The organism is Brevundimonas sp. (assembly GCF_016742135.1).
Lineage (GTDB): Bacteria > Pseudomonadota > Alphaproteobacteria > Caulobacterales > Caulobacteraceae > Brevundimonas.
Genome location: NZ_JACVCG010000005.1, coordinates 49,179 through 65,504, shown reverse-complemented (window position 1 = coordinate 65,504; position 16,326 = coordinate 49,179). Strand labels below are relative to the sequence as shown.

General features: G+C 68.6%; 18 protein-coding genes and 1 other RNA gene. 14 read left to right on the top strand and 5 right to left on the bottom strand.

Annotated elements, in window-relative coordinates:
- Positions 1–6: 6 nt before the first annotated feature.
- Positions 7–1,407, top strand: a complete 1,401-nt coding sequence (locus IBJ06_RS11260) for a leucyl aminopeptidase family protein (RefSeq protein WP_292160343.1) — start codon at positions 7–9, stop codon at positions 1,405–1,407.
- 76 nt (positions 1,408–1,483) lie between these two features.
- Complete coding sequence (locus IBJ06_RS11255; protein ID WP_292160342.1) at positions 1,484–2,260, top strand: NlpC/P60 family protein; 777 nt, start codon at positions 1,484–1,486, stop codon at positions 2,258–2,260.
- 10 nt (positions 2,261–2,270) lie between these two features.
- Here IBJ06_RS11255 and IBJ06_RS11250 read toward each other — a convergent pair whose 3' ends face one another.
- Positions 2,271–2,984, bottom strand: a complete 714-nt coding sequence (locus tag IBJ06_RS11250) for a cytochrome c family protein (protein ID WP_292160340.1) — start codon at positions 2,982–2,984, stop codon at positions 2,271–2,273.
- A gap of 163 nt (positions 2,985–3,147) precedes the next feature.
- Here IBJ06_RS11250 and IBJ06_RS11245 point away from each other — a divergent pair, with 163 nt between their 5' ends.
- Positions 3,148–3,873 carry a 3-deoxy-manno-octulosonate cytidylyltransferase gene (locus IBJ06_RS11245; protein WP_292160338.1) on the top strand — a complete coding sequence of 242 codons (726 nt, stop codon included), beginning with the start codon at positions 3,148–3,150 and terminating at the stop codon, positions 3,871–3,873.
- Between the two features lie 91 nt (positions 3,874–3,964).
- On the top strand, positions 3,965–4,390 hold the full coding sequence (locus IBJ06_RS11240; protein ID WP_292160336.1) for a hypothetical protein: 426 nt from the start codon (positions 3,965–3,967) through the stop codon (positions 4,388–4,390).
- Here the strand turns inward: IBJ06_RS11240 and nudC are convergent.
- Positions 4,381–5,331, bottom strand: a complete 951-nt coding sequence (gene nudC, locus IBJ06_RS11235) for an NAD(+) diphosphatase (protein ID WP_292160334.1) — start codon at positions 5,329–5,331, stop codon at positions 4,381–4,383. The two genes, IBJ06_RS11240 and nudC, sit on opposite strands and share 10 nt — an antisense overlap.
- A gap of 72 nt (positions 5,332–5,403) precedes the next feature.
- On the opposite strand from nudC, the gene ffs reads away from it, so the two are divergent.
- The 10 genes from ffs (at position 5,404) to IBJ06_RS11185 (ending at position 13,726) form a co-directional block, all read left to right on the top strand.
- Positions 5,404–5,499: signal recognition particle sRNA small type (gene ffs, locus IBJ06_RS11230), an RNA gene on the top strand.
- A 62-nt stretch (positions 5,500–5,561) separates the two neighbouring features.
- Complete coding sequence (locus IBJ06_RS11225) at positions 5,562–7,409, top strand: DNA polymerase III subunit gamma/tau (protein ID WP_292160331.1); 1,848 nt, start codon at positions 5,562–5,564, stop codon at positions 7,407–7,409.
- A gap of 85 nt (positions 7,410–7,494) precedes the next feature.
- Positions 7,495–8,790, top strand: a complete 1,296-nt coding sequence (locus tag IBJ06_RS11220) for a hypothetical protein (RefSeq protein ID WP_292160329.1) — start codon at positions 7,495–7,497, stop codon at positions 8,788–8,790.
- A gap of 48 nt (positions 8,791–8,838) precedes the next feature.
- Positions 8,839–9,168, top strand: coding sequence for a YbaB/EbfC family nucleoid-associated protein (locus tag IBJ06_RS11215; RefSeq protein ID WP_292160327.1), 330 nt, complete (start codon positions 8,839–8,841; stop codon positions 9,166–9,168).
- Between the two features lie 7 nt (positions 9,169–9,175).
- A complete protein-coding gene (gene recR, locus IBJ06_RS11210; protein WP_292160324.1) occupies positions 9,176–9,778 on the top strand; it encodes a recombination mediator RecR in 603 nt (200 codons plus the stop codon).
- 335 nt (positions 9,779–10,113) lie between these two features.
- Positions 10,114–11,376 (top strand): DNA recombination protein RmuC, encoded by a 1,263-nt coding sequence (locus tag IBJ06_RS11205; RefSeq protein WP_292160321.1) that lies wholly within the window; start codon positions 10,114–10,116, stop codon positions 11,374–11,376.
- Between the two features lie 90 nt (positions 11,377–11,466).
- A complete protein-coding gene (locus IBJ06_RS11200) occupies positions 11,467–11,919 on the top strand; it encodes a hypothetical protein (protein WP_292160319.1) in 453 nt (150 codons plus the stop codon).
- Positions 11,920–11,929: 10 nt separating this feature from the next.
- Positions 11,930–12,121, top strand: a complete 192-nt coding sequence (locus IBJ06_RS11195) for a helix-turn-helix transcriptional regulator (RefSeq protein ID WP_292160317.1) — start codon at positions 11,930–11,932, stop codon at positions 12,119–12,121.
- Positions 12,122–12,124: 3 nt separating this feature from the next.
- Positions 12,125–12,706, top strand: coding sequence for a hypothetical protein (locus tag IBJ06_RS11190; protein WP_292160315.1), 582 nt, complete (start codon positions 12,125–12,127; stop codon positions 12,704–12,706).
- Between the two features lie 60 nt (positions 12,707–12,766).
- The gene (locus IBJ06_RS11185) at positions 12,767–13,726 is read left to right on the top strand and encodes a TraB/GumN family protein (protein WP_292160313.1); all 960 of its coding nucleotides are present in this window, start codon (positions 12,767–12,769) and stop codon (positions 13,724–13,726) included.
- 60 nt (positions 13,727–13,786) lie between these two features.
- Here IBJ06_RS11185 and IBJ06_RS11180 read toward each other — a convergent pair whose 3' ends face one another.
- The 3 genes from IBJ06_RS11180 to IBJ06_RS11170 form a co-directional block, all read right to left on the bottom strand.
- On the bottom strand, positions 13,787–14,212 hold the full coding sequence (locus IBJ06_RS11180; protein WP_292160311.1) for an acyl dehydratase: 426 nt from the start codon (positions 14,210–14,212) through the stop codon (positions 13,787–13,789).
- A gap of 23 nt (positions 14,213–14,235) precedes the next feature.
- Positions 14,236–15,252 (bottom strand): NADP-dependent oxidoreductase, encoded by a 1,017-nt coding sequence (locus tag IBJ06_RS11175; RefSeq protein WP_292160309.1) that lies wholly within the window; start codon positions 15,250–15,252, stop codon positions 14,236–14,238.
- A 265-nt stretch (positions 15,253–15,517) separates the two neighbouring features.
- Positions 15,518–16,309, bottom strand: coding sequence for a response regulator (locus IBJ06_RS11170; RefSeq protein ID WP_292160307.1), 792 nt, complete (start codon positions 16,307–16,309; stop codon positions 15,518–15,520).
- Between the last annotated feature and the right edge of the window lie 17 nt (positions 16,310–16,326).

The following is a 16,326-nucleotide window of genomic DNA, read 5'->3' as shown; positions in this document are numbered from 1 at the left end:
GAGACCATGTCCCGTCGCCCGCCCGTCCTCGTCCCTGCCGATTCCGAAGAGGCGTCTGCGGCCCGGCCCGTCCGTCTGATCCCTGCGGACACGGCGCTCGACGGGCGGACCGCGGCCTGGGCGTCGGCCAACGGCTTCAAGGGGCAGAAGGGCCGGTTGCTGCTGTGTCCGGACGAAGAGGGCGGCATTGCCGAGGCCCTGTTCGGCGTGGGCAAGAGCTTCGAGCCCATGATGCTGCGGGCCCTGGCCGACCGCCTGCCGGGCGGGGTCTGGCGGCTGGAGGGCGTGGCGGACGATCAGGCGGAGCTGGCCGCGCTGGCCTTCTCGCTCGGCAGCTATGCGTTCGACCGGTACACGACCGGGGATACCGCGCCCGAGCCCGCGCCCCGGCTGCTCGTGCCCGACGGTGTGGATGTCGGGCGCGTGCTGGATCTGGCGCGCAGCTGCGACCTGGTGCGGGAGATGGTCGACACGCCCGCGGCCGACATGGGGCCCCTGCAGATCGAGACCATCGCGCGCGAGATCGCCGAGGAATCGGGCGCCACGATCAGTGTGATCACCGGCGAGGCCTTGCTGGAGGCCAATTATCCGGCGGTGCATGCCGTGGGCCGTGCGGCGGTACCGGACCGCGCGCCCCGCATGATCGAGATGCACTGGAATGCCGACCGGGCGGACCTGCCCCTGCTGGCGCTGGTGGGGAAGGGCGTCGTGTTCGACACCGGTGGGCTGAACCTCAAGACCGGGGCCGGTATGCGCAATATGAAGAAGGACATGGGCGGGGCCGCCCATGCGCTGGGCCTGGCGCGATCGGTGATGCGGGCGGGCCTTCCGGTGCGGCTGGTGGTGCTGGTGCCGGCGGTCGAGAATGCCGTCTCGGGCGACGCCTTCCGCCCGGGCGACATCCTGTCCAGCCGCAAGGGGCTGAGCATCGAAATCGGCAATACGGATGCCGAGGGCCGGCTGATCCTGGCCGATGCCCTGGCGCGGGCCGGCGAACTGGACCCCGATCTGACCCTGGACTTCGCCACCCTGACAGGCGCGGCCCGGGTGGCGCTGGGGCCGGACCTGCCGCCGCTCTATACGGATGACGAGGCGCTGGCCGCCGAGCTGCTGGCTGCTTCGGCCCGGGTGCACGACCCGTTGTGGCGGATGCCGCTGTGGGCGCCCTATGCCGACGCCCTGGACAGCGACATCGCCGACCTCCGGAACGACTCCGCCGCCTGGGCCCAGGCCGGATCGGTGACGGCGGCCCTGTTCCTCAAGAATTTCGCGCCGCGAACCGGGGCCTGGGCGCATCTGGACATCTTTGCCTGGAATCCGCGCGGCCGGTCCGGCTGGCCACAGGGGGGCGAGGTCCAGGCCCTGCGTGCCGCGTTCGAGATGCTGAAAACGCGTTATCCCGGCTGAATCACCGCCGTTAACGCGACCTTCGGCCTTGCCGTGCAGGGTGGCGGGGAATTCGGACCCACCGCCGCCGCCCGTGATGATCGACGTCGATACCCGCGCCCTGCTGATACGATCCGACCTGGCCGAAGCGGCGCTGGAAGGAATCGTGCCCGCGCGCGCCTATCGCCCGACGGAGGCCTTCCAGGCTGCGGTGCCGGTGGCCGATGTGCACGACGATGACGGCAACCGGGTCTCCCAACTGCTGTTCGGAGAGGCCTTCGACGGGCTGGTCCGTGAGGGGGGGCGCCTCTGGGGCCGCTGCCGCCGGGACGGAGTGGTCGGCTGGGTCGCGGAAACCGCCCTCAGGTCAGACGTCACCGTGCCGACGCACAGGGTTGCGGGGCGCGGCGGCGTTCTGCCGTTCAACGCCCTGGTCGATCCGGCCCGGGATGCCGTCGGGGATGTGGCCCTGATGCCGCTTGGCGAGTTTCCGCCGGACCTTGCCGCCGTGGCCGAAAGCCTGATCGGCCTTCCGCACGCGGTGGGCGGACGCTCTGACCAGGGCATGGATTGCGCGGCCATGGTTCAGGCCTGCCTGATAGCTGGAGGACGGGCCGCGCCCCGCTATGCCGACGGCCAGGCCGAACTGGGACAGGCGGTGGGACGGGGCGACCTGCGCCGGGGCGATCTGGCTCTGTGGCTCCATCCGACGGGGGGGACCGGCTGGACCGGTCATTCGGCCATCGTTGTGGATGCCGACACCCTGATCCATGCCTCGGGCCGGACAGGCGAAGTGTGTCGCCAGTCCCTGGCTGAGGCCGATACGAATCAGCGCGCCGAGGGCTTCGACGCGCCGATCTTCCGACGGATTTAAGGGGCCTGTATCAGCCGCCGGTGGGCGCGCTGTCCGCTGCCGGGGGTGCCGCAGGTGTCGCCTCGACGGTCGACTGACCGGCCGCGCCCTCGATCGGAGCACCGGTGGTGTCGGCTCCGCCCACGATCACTTCACCCTCGACCGCAGCATCGGCGGCACCCGGCTGGCGCGCGGGATCCGGAGCTGGAACCGCATAGCCGCTGGAGCCCTGCGTCATCATCCAGGCGATCAGGTTCACGCGGGTCTCGGTGTCGCGCAGACCGGCGAACGACATCTTGGTGCCCGGGACATAGCGCGCCGGGGCGGTGATGAAGTGGTCCATGGCGTCGAGCGACCAGGTCGGGTCCTCGGACCTGTGGGCGACCATGGCGTCGGAATAGGCAAAGCCGGCGTGACCGGCGACGGCGCGACCGATGACTCCATACAGATTCGGGCCGATGCCGTTGGCACCCCCCGCATTGATCGTGTGACAGGCCTGGCAGCGGGCAAAGGCGGCCTCGCCGGCGGCCAGATCGGCCACGGGGATCAGCGTGCCCCAATCGGGCGGCAGGACGGCCTCGGCCCCGCCTCCGGCGCCCTCTTCCGGGATGTCGACGGCATAGCCCATCTTTTCAGGAGTCTTCGTCTGATAAACGAAGCCCGAGGCCTGCTGGACAACCAGAATGGTGAAGACCGTCGCCAGGCCCGCACCGAAAATCTTGTTCCACTCGAGGTTGCCGCTCATCGCGTCGTCAGTCCCGTATCTGAAGGGCCCGCGTCGTCAGCCGGTGGCAGGGGCGCGGGCATTGTTTCGCGTGGGCGTCTCTGACACGGTAAGGCCGCCTTCGCAACTGTCCGGTTGGGTTCGACGCCCGGCTGCGACCAAAGACCCCGCTGACCGAGCCCCGATGAACCCCCTGATCCTGATTCCGGCCCGTATGGCCGCGACCCGCCTGCCCGGAAAGCCGCTGGCCGACATCGGTGGCCTGCCCATGATCGTCCGGGCCAGCCGTCAGGCCCGCGCCTCGGGTCTGGCGGTGGCGGTGGCGGCGGGCGACCCCGAGATTGTCGAGGTGGTCGAGGCGGATGGCGGCCGCGCCGTGCTGACCGATCCGGACCTGCCGTCGGGCTCGGACCGCATCCGGGCGGCGCTCCACGCGCTGGATCCGGGGGGCCAGCATGATGTGATCGTTAATCTGCAGGGCGACATGCCGTTTGCCGACCCGGGGATTTCGGGCCTCTGTATCGATCTTCTCGCCCGCCATCCGGAGTGCGATATCGCGACACTGGTAGCCCCGGAATCAGGGCCGGGTGACCGGAGCAATCCGGATGTCGTCAAGGCGGTACTGGCCATGGCCCCGGAGGGGACCGAAGGCCGCGCCCTCTATTTCACGCGATCGACCCTGTATGGCGACGGGCCGGTCTGGCGGCATGTGGGCCTGTATGGCTATCGCCGAGCTGCGCTTGAGGCCTTCTGTGCCGCCCCGCCGTCGCCGCTGGAGCGCCGCGAGAAGCTGGAACAGCTGCGGGCGATGGAAATGGGCCTGCGGATTCATGCAGCGGTGATCGCCGACGCCCCTCTTTCGATCGACAACCCCGGCGACCTGGCCGAGGCCCGGGCGACCGTCGGCTGAGGATGCCGGCCGGACTATCGAAAGGGTTTCGTCATTTGTCGGGGACGCGGCGCGGTGGCATCGTGCCGCATCAACCCTTGGAGATGAGCCCATGCTGAAGTCCCTCACTGCCGCCGCAGCCCTGTCACTTGCCGTGATGGCACCGGGCTTTTCCGTCCAGGCTCAGGATCCGACCGGCGCGGCCATGGTCGACTTTCTTTTGAATGCGGTATCGAACGAATTCGACCTGACCCTTCAGAGCAAGACTACCGGATCCCTGCGACAAGGTGCCTCGGGCACCGGCACCCTTCAGGTTCGCGCGGGCAGTGTGGTCTTCATCGGCGTCTGTGACGAGAACTGCAGCGACGTGGACATGATCGTTCGCGACGCCTCGGGTCGAGAAGTCGGTCGCGATTTCGAAGACGACGACACGCCGCTGGTGATCCTGGATAGCGCCACGGCCGGGCGCTACACGGTGGAAGTCCAGATGCCGGGTTGCAGCGGCACCTGCAACTGGGGTGTCGCGGCCTACAACTGACCTGAGGAGGTGTCGTCGGCGTCATACGCCCACGCCTTGAGCAGGGTGTGGGCGATGGCAAAGGGAAAGGGCGCCAGAATGTCGGGGTGGCGTCCGTCCAGCACGGCCCGGGCCTCGGCGCGGGTCAGCCAGGCGACGGCCTCCAGCTCGGTCAGGTCCGGCTGAGCCCGGTCATCGGTCACCTCGGCGATCAGGCCGATCATCAGCTGATGCGGGAAGGGCCAGGGCTGGCTGGCCAGATAGCGGACTGAGGTGACCGTCAGCCCGGCCTCTTCCTTCACCTCGCGCGCGCAGGCTTCTTCAAGGCTTTCACCCGGTTCCATGAAGCCGGCCAAGGCCGACATGCGTCCGGCGGGCCAGGCGGCCTGGCGGCCCAGCAGGCAGATCGGCTCGGCCCCGCCCGACCAGACCGGCAGCATGATGCAGACCGGGTCGACGCGCGGGTAGTGCTCGACCCCGCAAGGGGCGCAGGTGCGCCGCCATCCACCCGAGGCGACCTGCGTCTCCTGTCCGCAGCCGGGGCAGAAGCCGTTGCGTCCGTGCCAGTCGAACACGCCCTTGGCGGCGCCCGCCATGGCCAGATCGCCCATCGGCAGACTCGCGGCGGCGGCGCGCATATCCGGGTGGTCGCCGCGCCCCATCAGGCTCTCCAGCTCGGCCGCCCGGCCCTCGGGCACGGAACAGGCAAAGACCGGCGCGTCCTTCCACAGCCCGAGAAATACGGGCTCCACGGTCGACAGCGGCAACAGGCGTGACAGGGGCGCCCAGGCCAGCCGGTCCTGACCTTCGACGCTCTCAAGGCGGGGCCGTCCGTCGATCATCGCCAGCGACAGGGCGGCGGGATCGGCCCTACGCGCGGCCATCCATGCGGGGTCATTGCGGGCATCCCCGCCCCGGTCGAGCGGCGAGGCGGAAAAGGCGGTAACGACGGGACCGGACATGAGGCTCTCATAGCGCTGGCCGCCGCGATCCGTAAGGCATCTTGATCTCGCGGGGCTGAACGCGCATATCGGGGGTGGAGATCGCGGGCGAAGGCTTCGCCAACCTGGTCAGGGCCGGAAGGCAGCAGCCACAACGAATTCCCCTTCGGGTCGCGGTCTCCACCTTCTCTCCCTCAGCAAAACCGTTATCCGGCCTCGCCCGGGATCGCGTCACGGGCTATGACTGGCCCATGAGTGAGATGGACCCGATTCCGCCGTGGGAAGACGACGACACGCAGGGCGCGGAGTCGGTCGAGCGCGACCCCGATACCGATGACATGTTCGGTGCGCCCCCCGCGCCGGAGCCTGCACCCGGGCCCGACCTCGCGCCCCTGCCCGAGCCGGCACCGCTCAAGGACGCGCCCTCGGCCGCCTATCAGGTGCTGGCCCGCAAATACCGGCCGACGACCTTCGAGGACCTGATCGGTCAGGAGGCCATGGTCCGCACCCTGACCCATGCGTTCGAGACCGGCCGGATCGCCCACGCCTTCATGCTGACCGGCGTGCGGGGGGTCGGAAAGACCACCACGGCCCGCCTGCTGGCCCGGGCGCTGAACAATGACGCCCCCGGCATCGACCGGCCCTCGCTGGCGCTGACGCCGACGGGGCGGCATGACGCGGCGATCATGGCGGGCCAGCACATGGACGTCATGGAGATGGACGCCGCCAGCCATACCGGCGTGGGCGACATCCGCGAAATCCTGGACAGCGTGCGCTACGCTCCGGTCGAGGCGCGCTACAAGGTCTATGTGCTGGACGAGGTGCACATGCTCTCGAACCAAGCCTTCAACGCCCTGCTGAAGACGCTGGAAGAACCGCCGCCCCACGCCAAATTCATCTTTGCCACGACCGAGATCCGCAAGGTCCCCGTGACGATCCTGAGCCGTTGCCAGCGGTTCGATCTGAGGCGCGTAGAGCCTGAAATCCTTATCGAACATCTGGGCCGGGTAGCGCAGCAGGAGGGCATGGCGATCGAGCGTGATGCCCTGGCGCTGATCTCGCGCGCAGCCGAGGGCTCGGTGCGCGACGGCCTGTCGCTGCTGGATCAGGCCCTCGTACAGGGTGGGGAGGGTGAGGCGGTCAAGGCCGATGTTGTCCGGGACATGCTGGGCCTTGCGGACCGCACGCGCACCATCGCCCTGTTCGAGACCGTCATGGGTGGCCGCACCCCCGAGGCGCTGGAGATGTTCCGCGACCTGTACGGCTATGGCGCCGATCCGGTGCAGATCATGGGCGATCTGCTGGAGCACTGTCACGCGGCCTCGGTCGCCAAGATGCTGGGGCCGGACGCGACCCGCCTGCCGGGGGATCAGGCGCGTATTCTGGCGGCCCTGGGGGCCGGCATTTCGGCCGGAACGCTCGCCCGGGTCTGGCAGATGCTGCTGCGCGCGCTGGAGGAGACGCGCCGCGCTCCCAACCCCGCCGATGCGGTCGAGATGGCCCTCATCCGGCTGGCCTATGCCGCCGACCTGCCGGGGCCGGAAGAGGCGCTGAAGGCCCTGAACTCGGGCGAAGGCGGGAGCAGCGGAGGTCCCGCGCCCCGCGGCGGCGGGTCTTCTGGCGGCGGCGCGCAGGCAAGCCTGGCCCCGCCTCGGACCATGGCCCAGCCCCCCCTGCCGGACCCCCAGACGTTCGAGGCCATGGTCGCCTTGATCGACGACAAGCGCGAGATCGCCCTGAAGCTGGACGTGGAACGCTACGTCCGGCCGGTCGCCTTTCGCCCCGGTGCCCTGACGTTCGAGCCCGCGCCCGGCACGCCGCCCGATCTGGCGCGCAAGCTGGCCAGCCGGCTGAAGGACTGGACTGGGCGCACCTGGCTGGTGGCCGCCAATGGTCAGGGCGGGGGCGAGACCCTGATCGAACAGGAACGCCGCGCCCGCGAACAGACCCGGGCCGAGGTCGAGGCGGATCCGTTTATCCGCTCGGTGCTGGAGGCCTTTCCCGGTGCGACGGTCGGCGAGATCCGCGACATGGCCCCGGCGGTCTCCCTGCCCGCCATCCCGGACGACCCGGATGAGGATGGCGACGCCGATACCTGACGGAACCTGTCAGCACGGGCCCCGGCCATGGGCGAACGGTGATCGCTGATCTAGTCTCGCCGGACATTCACTTCGGGAGGCGGGCATGCGGGGCTGGCTGTTGGGAGGGCTTTCGGCCCTCGTGCTGATGGGCGCGGCAGGCGGGGCGCGCGCGCAGGAAGCGCCAGAGATTTCAGCCGAGGACGCCGCCATGCTCGAGGCGCTGGCAGAGGTGGACGCCGCATTCGGTCGCGCGGCGACCTCCATGGGCGTTCCGGCTCCGCAGCTCGGGCCTGTCATGAAGGCATTGGTCACAACCCTGGTCGCCCATCCGGACGACGCCAGTGACTATTCCCTCGTTTGGGGCTTCGACATCTTCAGCGAACGCACCGACGAAGGTCCGAGCATGCCGATCCTGACGCACGCCGGCCAATGCACCCCGCCTCTTGCAGGAATGTCGGTCGTGGGCTTTCGCCGGCTGAGCCAGAACGGGGCCGTCGGCCATCGCTGCGTGTTCATCGGCGCGGACCCCGAGGAGTCGGACGCCCATGGCATGGTGGCGGAAACTGTCCTGCAGAACAGCGAGCGGCAATTGAGGTCCCGCATCGGGCTGGGGGCCGCGTCAGATGCGGACGGACGCGCCGCCGAGGTTCTCGATGCCCGGATCTCGACGCTGGAAGCCGCCGCTGACGAGGTTGATCGGTTGCTGGTGGAGATGCTGCTGGGGCGTGCGGGCACGGTCCCTGTGCATGAGAGCGACCCGGTCGAGGCCCCGGCAACGCGCGATGGTTTGACCGGCGATGACCTCGCCGTGATCGATGATCTGGCGCGCCAGCTGGATGACTCGCTTGCCGCCCTGGCCGACCGGCTCGGCGTCGAGAGCGTGTCCGTGCGCCCCATGATGACAGTCATGCTGGCCGATGTGTTCAAGGATCTTCCGGACGAGGGTGATTATGGCTTCACCGTCGATTTCGAGATATACGCCGTGACCGATACCGGCGGCCTGGACGCCGGAACGGCCGATGAAGACGAGCGGCAACGTCGTCCGGTCTATGCGGATGCCCCGGCTTGCTCGGCGGCGAACAAGAACCTGCCGGTGATCCGGTTTGAGCGGGTCCGGATGGACGGGCTTTCCGGGCATCGCTGCATCCTGTCCGGACAGAGTCCGGACGTGGCGGACGCGTGGGTCTATATGGCGTGGTTCGTGCTCGAGGGGCCCAATGCCTATCTCGAAGTCTCGACGGGGGCGGCGGCGGCCAGTGAGACCGACGGCTATGCCCTGACCAGCCGGATCGGCCTTGAGCGGCTGGACGCGCTGAACACCATGGCGGGCCAGATCGAGGCCCTTGCGCTGGAGACCGTTCTGGACGCCGGGGAACAGGCCGGGCCCGACGCTGAATAGTCGGTGTCACCCCTGTCGAAACCGTCCGCTTCGTCCTAGATAGGGGTCATGAAAGACCTGACCCAACTGATGCAACAGGCCCAGGCGATGCAGCAAAAGCTGCAGGACGCCCAGGCGAAGATGGCCGAAACCACTGCCGAGGGTACCTCGGGCGGCGGACTGGTGACCGTCAGCCTGAAGGGCCCGGGCGAAGTCACCCGCGTCCAGATCGACGACAGCCTGATGGTGGCCGGTGAACAGGACATCCTGGCCGATCTGATCGTGGCCGCCCATGCGGATGCCAAGCGCAAGCTGGACGAGGCCAATGCCGCCCTGATGCGCGAGGCTGCGGGCCCCATGGCCGGGATGAACATCCCCGGCATGCCCAAACTGTTCTGATCCGCCGGTGGCCGCGTCTGCCGGACCCGAGATCGAGCGGCTGATCGGTCTGCTGTCGAAACTGCCCGGGCTGGGGCCGCGCTCGGCCCGGCGTGCGGCGCTGGCACTGCTCAAGCGGCGGGAACAACTGTTGCTGCCGCTGGCGGCCTCGCTGGCCGAGACGGCCGACCGGGTGAAATCCTGCTCCGTCTGCGGTGCGCCCGATACGCGCGACCCCTGCACCCTGTGTTCCGACCCTGCGCGCGACGCCGGCCTGATATGCGTGGTCGAGGAGGCCGGTGCCCTGTGGGCCATGGAGCGGTCGGGCGCCTTTCGCGGGCGCTATCATGTGCTGGGCGGTTTGCTTTCCGCGCTGGACGGGGTGGGGCCCGATGCGCTGCGGCTGGGCGAACTGGTGGCGCGCGTGGGTGAAGGCGGCGTGCGCGAGGTGGTGCTGGCCCTGCCGGCCACGGTCGATGGCCAGACGACCGCCCACTATATCGCCGAGCGACTGGCCGATGCCGGGGTCAGCGTGACCTCCCTGGCGCGCGGCGTGCCGGTCGGCGGCGACCTCGACTGGCTGGACGACGGCACCATCATCCAGGCCATGCGCGCAAGGCGGCCGACGTAGGGGTCGACCCTAGCCTCCACGCCTCTCCGCTTCCCCGGCGCAGGCCGGGGCCAAGGGCTACGGGCAGACGGTTCGGATGCCCTTCTGGCCCCCGACCTTCGTCGGGGAAACGGATGTCGGCACCGCTGCCCCCTCCGTCACGCCGCTTTGCGGCGCGCCACCTCCCCCATGAGGGGGAGGAGATGAGAGAGGCGCCGTCGTCGCTACCGGCACCCCCTCGCCGTGTTCTTTGTGGCTTTGCTTCGCTGTGCTCTCTGTGAAGAACCTTGGACCGTCAGCCCCCTCACACCCCCTCGTGCCTTTCCCCCCTTCCTGACTCAGGCTAGGAACGGAGCATGAACGCTTCTCTCATTGCCTTTGTCGCCGCTTCCGTGGTCGCCGTCATCGCCCTGGCCTGGGCCCTGATGGAGCGCCGTCGGGCCGCGGCTGCCGAAACCCGGAACTGGGAACTGCGCGAGCGTCACGCCGAGACCGAGGCGCGCATGCGGTTGTTCGAGGATCAGGCGGCGGCCAATGCCGAATATCTGCGCGCCCAGGCGGCGCAATCGGCAGGGGCGGTGGCCGAGGAGCTGCTGAAGCGTGCCGATGAGACCTTCCGCAACCGCGAGCTGATGGCCCGCGACCGGATGGAGGCCCAGCTGAAGCCCGTGGCCGACACCCTGGCCAAATTTCAGGAACATGTGACGGCGCTGGAGAAGACGCGCTCCGAAGAGACGGGCGGGCTGAAGGAACAGCTGGCGGCGCTGATGTCGGCCTCCTCGGCCACGCGGGATGAGGCGCGCAAGCTCACCGAGGCCCTGCGCGGCAATACCGGACGGCGGGGGCGCTGGGGCGAGCAGACCTGCCGCAATGTGCTGGAAGCGGCCGGCATGGCGGGCCGGTTCGACTTTGAGGAACAGACCTCGAACGCCGATGAGGCGGGCCGTCAGCAACGCCCGGACTTTGTCGTGCGCCTGCCCGGCGGCGGGATGTTCGTGATCGACGCCAAGGTGCCGCTGGCCTTTGCCGACCAGGGCGAGGGCGATGAGGAACAGCGTCAGCAGGCGGCGTCCTTGCGCACGGCCGCCAGCATGAAGACCCATATGCGCCAGCTGGCGTCCAAGGCCTATCAGGACCAGTTCCAGCCCAGCCCCGACTTTGTCGCCATGTTCGTGCCGGGCGATGCCTTTCTGGCGGCGGCGCTGGACCATGAGCCCGAGCTGATGACCCAGGCCATGGCCTCGCGCGTGGTGATCGTCACGCCGACCACCCTGTTCGCCCTGTGCAAGGCGGTGGCCTATGGCTGGCGCGCCGAGGAGCAGACGAAGAATGCCGAGCACGTCGCGAAACTGGGCAAGGAGCTTTACAAGCGGCTGTCGGTCATGGGCGGGCACGCGGCCTCGGTCGGCAAGGCGCTGGACGCCGCCGTCGGGCGCTACAACCAGTTCGTTGGTTCGCTGGAAAGCCAGGTCATGGTCTCGGCCCGGCGGTTCGAGGACCTGCACGTCGATCACGAAGGCAAGGAGCTGCCCGAGCTGGCTCCGGTCGAAGGGTCGCCCCGCACGCTCAGCCGTCCTGAACTACTGAAGGCGCCGGACTCCGGCGCTTCGAACGGTTAAGACAAGGCTTGCGGACTTTTTGACAAGGTTGCTTGACTTGTCTGATGCGCGATGTAAAACACCCTTGTCAAACAGACGAGGACAGTTGTCATGCCTTCGCCCAAGCCGTCCCGCATCGCGCGCTACCCCGCGCTCCGCTATGTCGGGGTCATGGTCGCCTGCATGCTGTTCGGCGGCATCGCCGGGGCTTTCGCGGCCATGGCCGGCTCGCTCGCGGGGCTCCCCGTGGCGGTCCTGGCCCTGATCGTGGCTCTCGGCATGGCCGGGGTCATCTGGATGTGCAGCTGGTGGTGGAGCGGCCTGGATGAAGCCGCCCGGGAAGCCCACAAATGGGCGTGGTGGTGGGGCAGCACCTTCGGCATTGCTGTTGGGGGCGTGATCCTGCTGACCGGCACGGTGGTCGTCGATCCGGCCCAGGCGCGCGCGGCGCTCGAGGCTTCGGACCCGGTTGACCTGGTCCAGGGTGGCGCGCTCTGCGTGCTGCTGCTGCAGACCGTCGGCTATGCCTGTGCCTGGGTCTTCTGGTGGGCGCGGCATCGGTGAGGGCCCGGACATGAACAATCGTCTCAAGGTGCTGCGCGCCGAGCGCAACTGGAGCCAGGCCGATCTGGCCGACCGCCTGGGCGTGTCGCGCCAGACCGTTAATGCGCTGGAGACCGGCCGCTACGACCCGTCGCTGCCGCTGGCCTTCCGGATCGCCCGCGTCTTTGAACAACCCATTGAATCCATCTTTCTGGAGGACTGAGCCATGACGTCCGAAGAGCGCAATCTCCACCCCGCCCTCAAGATTGGCGGACTGGTGCTGCTGGCCCTGATCGGGGCCGTGGTCGGCGCGGCGACCGCCCGCTTCGTCGACGCCTCGGCCCTGCCCGCCGACGATGCGCTGAACCTGTTCATCGGCGTGGTGCTGGTGGGCATGGGCGGGATCATGGCGGTGATGGCCGCGCTTCGCCCCTCCACTGTCCCGAAAGGCTGCGGCCTGCTGCAGACCGTCGTCATGGTGCTGGCCGGGATCATGCTGATCGTGCCCATCTATGGCCCGAACTGGGTCTCCGCCGAGGTGTCGCTGGCCATCGTTCTCGGCCTGCTGGTCGTCCAGACCGTGGCCAATGTGCTGCTGTGGCGGCGCGCCGACGAAATGCTGCGGCGGGTGATGGTCGAGACCGGCTCGCTGGCTTTCTGGACCCTGCAGCTGGCGCTGTTCGTCTATGCCGCCTCCGAACGGCTGGGCCTGGTCGAGGGCATCACCGCCTGGGGCATGATCGGCATCCTGCTGGCCGTCTACATGGTCGCTTCGGCCGTGGCCGGCGCCCGGCGCGGCCTGAAATAGCCCCACACCTCACACCCCTCTTCTTTCGACTTCCCCTCCCGATCATGAAAGGATCGATCCATGACCCCGTTTGACCAGCTGAAGACCTCAACCCTCGCCCTCGGCCGTCGCTTGATGGGCACGGCGACCGCCGCCGCGCTCGGCCTCGGCCTTGGCCTCGCCGTCATCGCCGGCGCGCCCGCGCCGGTCCTGGCCCAGGATGCCGGGGCCCAGACGGGTCAGCCCGCCCTGTGGGTGCTGCGCGACGCGGACTCGACCATCTATCTGTTCGGCACGGTGCACCTGCTGCGCCCCGAGACCGCCTGGCACTCGCCGGTGGTCGATCAGGCCTTCGACAGCGCCGACCAGATCTGGTTCGAGATCGAGAATCCGGACGACCAGGCCGCGGCCCAGCCGCTGGTGATGCGTTACGGCATCGATATGCAGACCCCGCTGTCCAGCCGACTGAATGCGGAGGAACAGGTGCAGCTGAACACGGCCGCCGAAGCCATGGGCCTGAACGGCCCGGCGTTCGAGCCCATGCGGCCCTGGCTGGCGGCCCTGACCCTTTCGGTCGCGCCGCTGACCAAGGCGGGCTACGATCCCCAGTCCGGGGTCGAACTGGTGCTGCGCGCCCGGGCCCTGGAAGCCGGCAAACCGATCGACGGCCTTGAGACCATCGAGGAGCAGCTGCAGATCCTGGCGGGCATGCCGGAAGAGGCCCAGATGGATTTCCTGCGCTCGGTGCTCAGCGACTATGAGAACGCCACGGTCGAGCTGGATCGTCTGGTCGAGGCCTGGGCCGCAGGCGATGTCGACACCCTCGAGGACATCGGCGTCACCCAGATGCGGGCCGAGGGCGAAGAGTTCTATCAGGCCCTGCTGGTCCGGCGGAACGCCAACTGGGCCGGCCAGATCGACACCATGATGCAAGGCGAGGGCGTGATCTTTATCGCCGTCGGGGCCGCCCACCTGGCGGGGGACGACAGCGTCCAGGCCCTGTTGGAGCAGCGCGGCTATACGGTCGAACGCATCCAGTAGTCTGACCGGTCTGGAACAAACGAACGCCCGATCCGGTTTTCCGGGTCGGGCGCATTCGTGTCAGGCACGGCGGACGAACAGGGCGCGGGTCAGGCAGGAAAAGACCAGCCGTCCCCCCTCGTCCAGCAGATCGTGCTGGGCGATGACGATGCCCTTGTCGTCGCCGACCGGGTCTTTGCCCATCACCGTCATCCGGCTGCGCAGCAGTTCGCCGGCCGGGGGGTCGCGCATATAGCGCAGGCCGTCGACGGCCAGCACCTTGGTCTGGGCCCAGTGGCTGGACTTTTCCGAGAACAGGCGCGTCCACAGGGCATAGACCATGGCCGGAGGCGCGCCCGCCTCGACCGGCCAGCGCGGGGCGAAGGTGGCGACGAATCCGGCCAGGGCCTCAGTGTCCACGGTACAGGCACCGAGCGGTATGACCTGACCGACCGACAGGTCCTCGAAACAGACCCGGAAGGGGTCGGAGGCTTCGGCTTCGCTCATCGGGACCCCGTGTCTGACACGCGTCAGGGCTCTTCGGAGACGCGCACCAGCAGTTTGCCGTCATGGTCGCCGGTGAACAAGCGGTTGAGCGACTGGACGGCGCCTTCCAGGCCGTGATCGACGTGGACCTTCCATTTGACCCGCCCGTCGGCCAGCCAGGGTCCGACCTCGGCCACCATCTCGCGCGCACGGGGGGCGTAGTCGAGCACCAGGAAGCCCCGCACCTCCAGCCGGTGGGTGATGATCCGCGCGAAGTTCGGCGAGGGCGGCATGCGGGTGGCGTTATAGGCCGAGATCAGGCCGCACACGGCCATGCGGGCATGGGTGTTCAGCCGGTTCCACACGGCGATCATGATGTCGCCGCCGACATTCTCGAAATTGAGGTCGATGCCGTCCGGCGCCAGCCGGTCCAGCGCCCCGCCGACATCCTCATTCTTGTAGTCGATGGCTGCGTCGAACCCGAGTTCCCCCGTCAGCCAGCGGCCCTTGTCCGCGCCGCCGGCGATGCCGATGACGCGGGCGCCCTTCTGTTTGGCGATCTGACCGGCGACCGAGCCCACGGCCCCGGCGGCGGCCGAGATCACCATGGTCTGGCCCGGCTCGGGCCGCAGGACGTCGGTCACGCCGGCCCAGGCGGTCAGGCCGGTCATGCCCAGCACCGACAGATTGGCCGTCAGCGGCAGGCCCGGAAAACGGTGCACCGGGCGCAGCTGGCTGTCGGGAACCACGGCATAGTCAGCCCAGCCGCCCGACATCGGCATGACCAGATCGCCTTCCCTGAAGCGGTCCGACCGGGTCGCCTCGACCACGCCCAGCGTCAGGCCGCGCATGACGTCGCCCAGACCCACGGGCGGCAGATAGCCCTCGGAATCGTTCATCCAGGTGCGGTTGGTCGGATCCAGCGACAGATAGATGGTGCGAACCAGAACCTCGCCGTCGCCGGGATCGGTGACCGGACTCTCCACCAGTTCCAGATCGCCGTCCTGGATCAGGCCCTGAGGGCGGCGGCGAAGCACCCACTGGCGATTGGTGCGGGTCATGGGGGACCTCCTGATGTCTGTGTCCGGGTTTTCTTTATGGACCGACATCATGGCGGCGGCGCGCCGCTTGTCGAGGGGCAGGGCACGCCAGGGCGCAAAAAATGAAGGCGGACCGCAAACGATCCGCCTTCGAGGGTATCATCGAGATGAGGCGCGGAGGCAGCTGACCGGAGTGAACCGGTCGTTGTCGGGGGGGCGTCGCTGCCTCCGCATATCCAGAATGCGGAGCGACGACCCGGGTTCCCGCGCAGGGTGAAAAAAAACGTCAGGCGATCTCGCGACGGCCCGGATGGAAGAACAGGGCCTGGCTGATGGCGGCCTTTACCGTCTCGGGCTGGAACGGCTTGGTGATCAGGAAGGTCGGTTCCGGACGCTCGCCCGTCAGCAGCCGCTCGGGGAAGGCGGTGATGAAGATCACCGGCACATCGATGGCCTTCAGGATGTCCTTGACCGCATCAATGCCGGACGATCCGTCTGCCAGCTGGATGTCGGCCAGCACCAGCCCCGGCTTGTGCCGCGCGACGGCGTCGACGGCCTCATCGTGGGTGGTGGCTGTGGCCGTGACGCGATGGCCCAGGTCCTTGACCAGGTTCTCGATGTCGGCCGAAATGATGGCCTCATCCTCGATGATCAGCACGTCGGTGGCCAGTTCGGCATCGATGTCAGCCTGGGCATCGCTGATCAGGGATTCGACCGAGGACACGTCCGACCCCAGGATCTGCGCGGTTTCGGAGGGGGTGAACCCCTCCAGCGCGGTCAGCAGGAAGGCCTGGCGCGAGCGCGGCGAGATCCGCATCAGCCGGCGCGACGCCTCATCGCCGCCCTCGGCCTCGGGGCGGCCTTCCAGCCGGGCGCCGGTCGAGGCCCAGATGGTGTGGAAGACGTGATAGAGCGCCACGCGGGGCGTCATGTCCTGCGACAGCTGCTGTTCGCCCGCCGCGAGCGCTTCCAGCGCCACCCGCACATAGTTGTCGCCGGTGGTCTGGTCCCCGGTCAGGGCGCGGGCATAACGACGGACATACGGAAGGTGAGGGGCCAATCTGGCGAGCAGACTCATGGAGATATCATTCCCGA

What these genes read in the sequence shown, in the direction of transcription:
- IBJ06_RS11260 (WP_292160343.1), top strand. Translation starts at nt 7, where the DNA reads ATGTCCCGTCGCCCGCCCGTCCTCGTCCCTGCCGATTCCGAAGAGGCG.
- IBJ06_RS11255 (WP_292160342.1), top strand. Translation starts at nt 1,484, where the DNA reads ATGATCGACGTCGATACCCGCGCCCTGCTGATACGATCCGACCTGGCC.
- IBJ06_RS11250 (WP_292160340.1), bottom strand. Translation starts at nt 2,984, where the DNA reads ATGAGCGGCAACCTCGAGTGGAACAAGATTTTCGGTGCGGGCCTGGCG.
- IBJ06_RS11245 (WP_292160338.1), top strand. Translation starts at nt 3,148, where the DNA reads ATGAACCCCCTGATCCTGATTCCGGCCCGTATGGCCGCGACCCGCCTG.
- IBJ06_RS11240 (WP_292160336.1), top strand. Translation starts at nt 3,965, where the DNA reads ATGCTGAAGTCCCTCACTGCCGCCGCAGCCCTGTCACTTGCCGTGATG.
- nudC (WP_292160334.1), bottom strand. Translation starts at nt 5,331, where the DNA reads ATGTCCGGTCCCGTCGTTACCGCCTTTTCCGCCTCGCCGCTCGACCGG.
- IBJ06_RS11225 (WP_292160331.1), top strand. Translation starts at nt 5,562, where the DNA reads ATGAGTGAGATGGACCCGATTCCGCCGTGGGAAGACGACGACACGCAG.
- IBJ06_RS11220 (WP_292160329.1), top strand. Translation starts at nt 7,495, where the DNA reads ATGCGGGGCTGGCTGTTGGGAGGGCTTTCGGCCCTCGTGCTGATGGGC.
- IBJ06_RS11215 (WP_292160327.1), top strand. Translation starts at nt 8,839, where the DNA reads ATGAAAGACCTGACCCAACTGATGCAACAGGCCCAGGCGATGCAGCAA.
- IBJ06_RS11205 (WP_292160321.1), top strand. Translation starts at nt 10,114, where the DNA reads ATGAACGCTTCTCTCATTGCCTTTGTCGCCGCTTCCGTGGTCGCCGTC.
- IBJ06_RS11200 (WP_292160319.1), top strand. Translation starts at nt 11,467, where the DNA reads ATGCCTTCGCCCAAGCCGTCCCGCATCGCGCGCTACCCCGCGCTCCGC.
- IBJ06_RS11195 (WP_292160317.1), top strand. Translation starts at nt 11,930, where the DNA reads ATGAACAATCGTCTCAAGGTGCTGCGCGCCGAGCGCAACTGGAGCCAG.
- IBJ06_RS11190 (WP_292160315.1), top strand. Translation starts at nt 12,125, where the DNA reads ATGACGTCCGAAGAGCGCAATCTCCACCCCGCCCTCAAGATTGGCGGA.
- IBJ06_RS11185 (WP_292160313.1), top strand. Translation starts at nt 12,767, where the DNA reads ATGACCCCGTTTGACCAGCTGAAGACCTCAACCCTCGCCCTCGGCCGT.
- IBJ06_RS11180 (WP_292160311.1), bottom strand. Translation starts at nt 14,212, where the DNA reads ATGAGCGAAGCCGAAGCCTCCGACCCCTTCCGGGTCTGTTTCGAGGAC.
- IBJ06_RS11175 (WP_292160309.1), bottom strand. Translation starts at nt 15,252, where the DNA reads ATGACCCGCACCAATCGCCAGTGGGTGCTTCGCCGCCGCCCTCAGGGC.
- IBJ06_RS11170 (WP_292160307.1), bottom strand. Translation starts at nt 16,309, where the DNA reads ATGAGTCTGCTCGCCAGATTGGCCCCTCACCTTCCGTATGTCCGTCGT.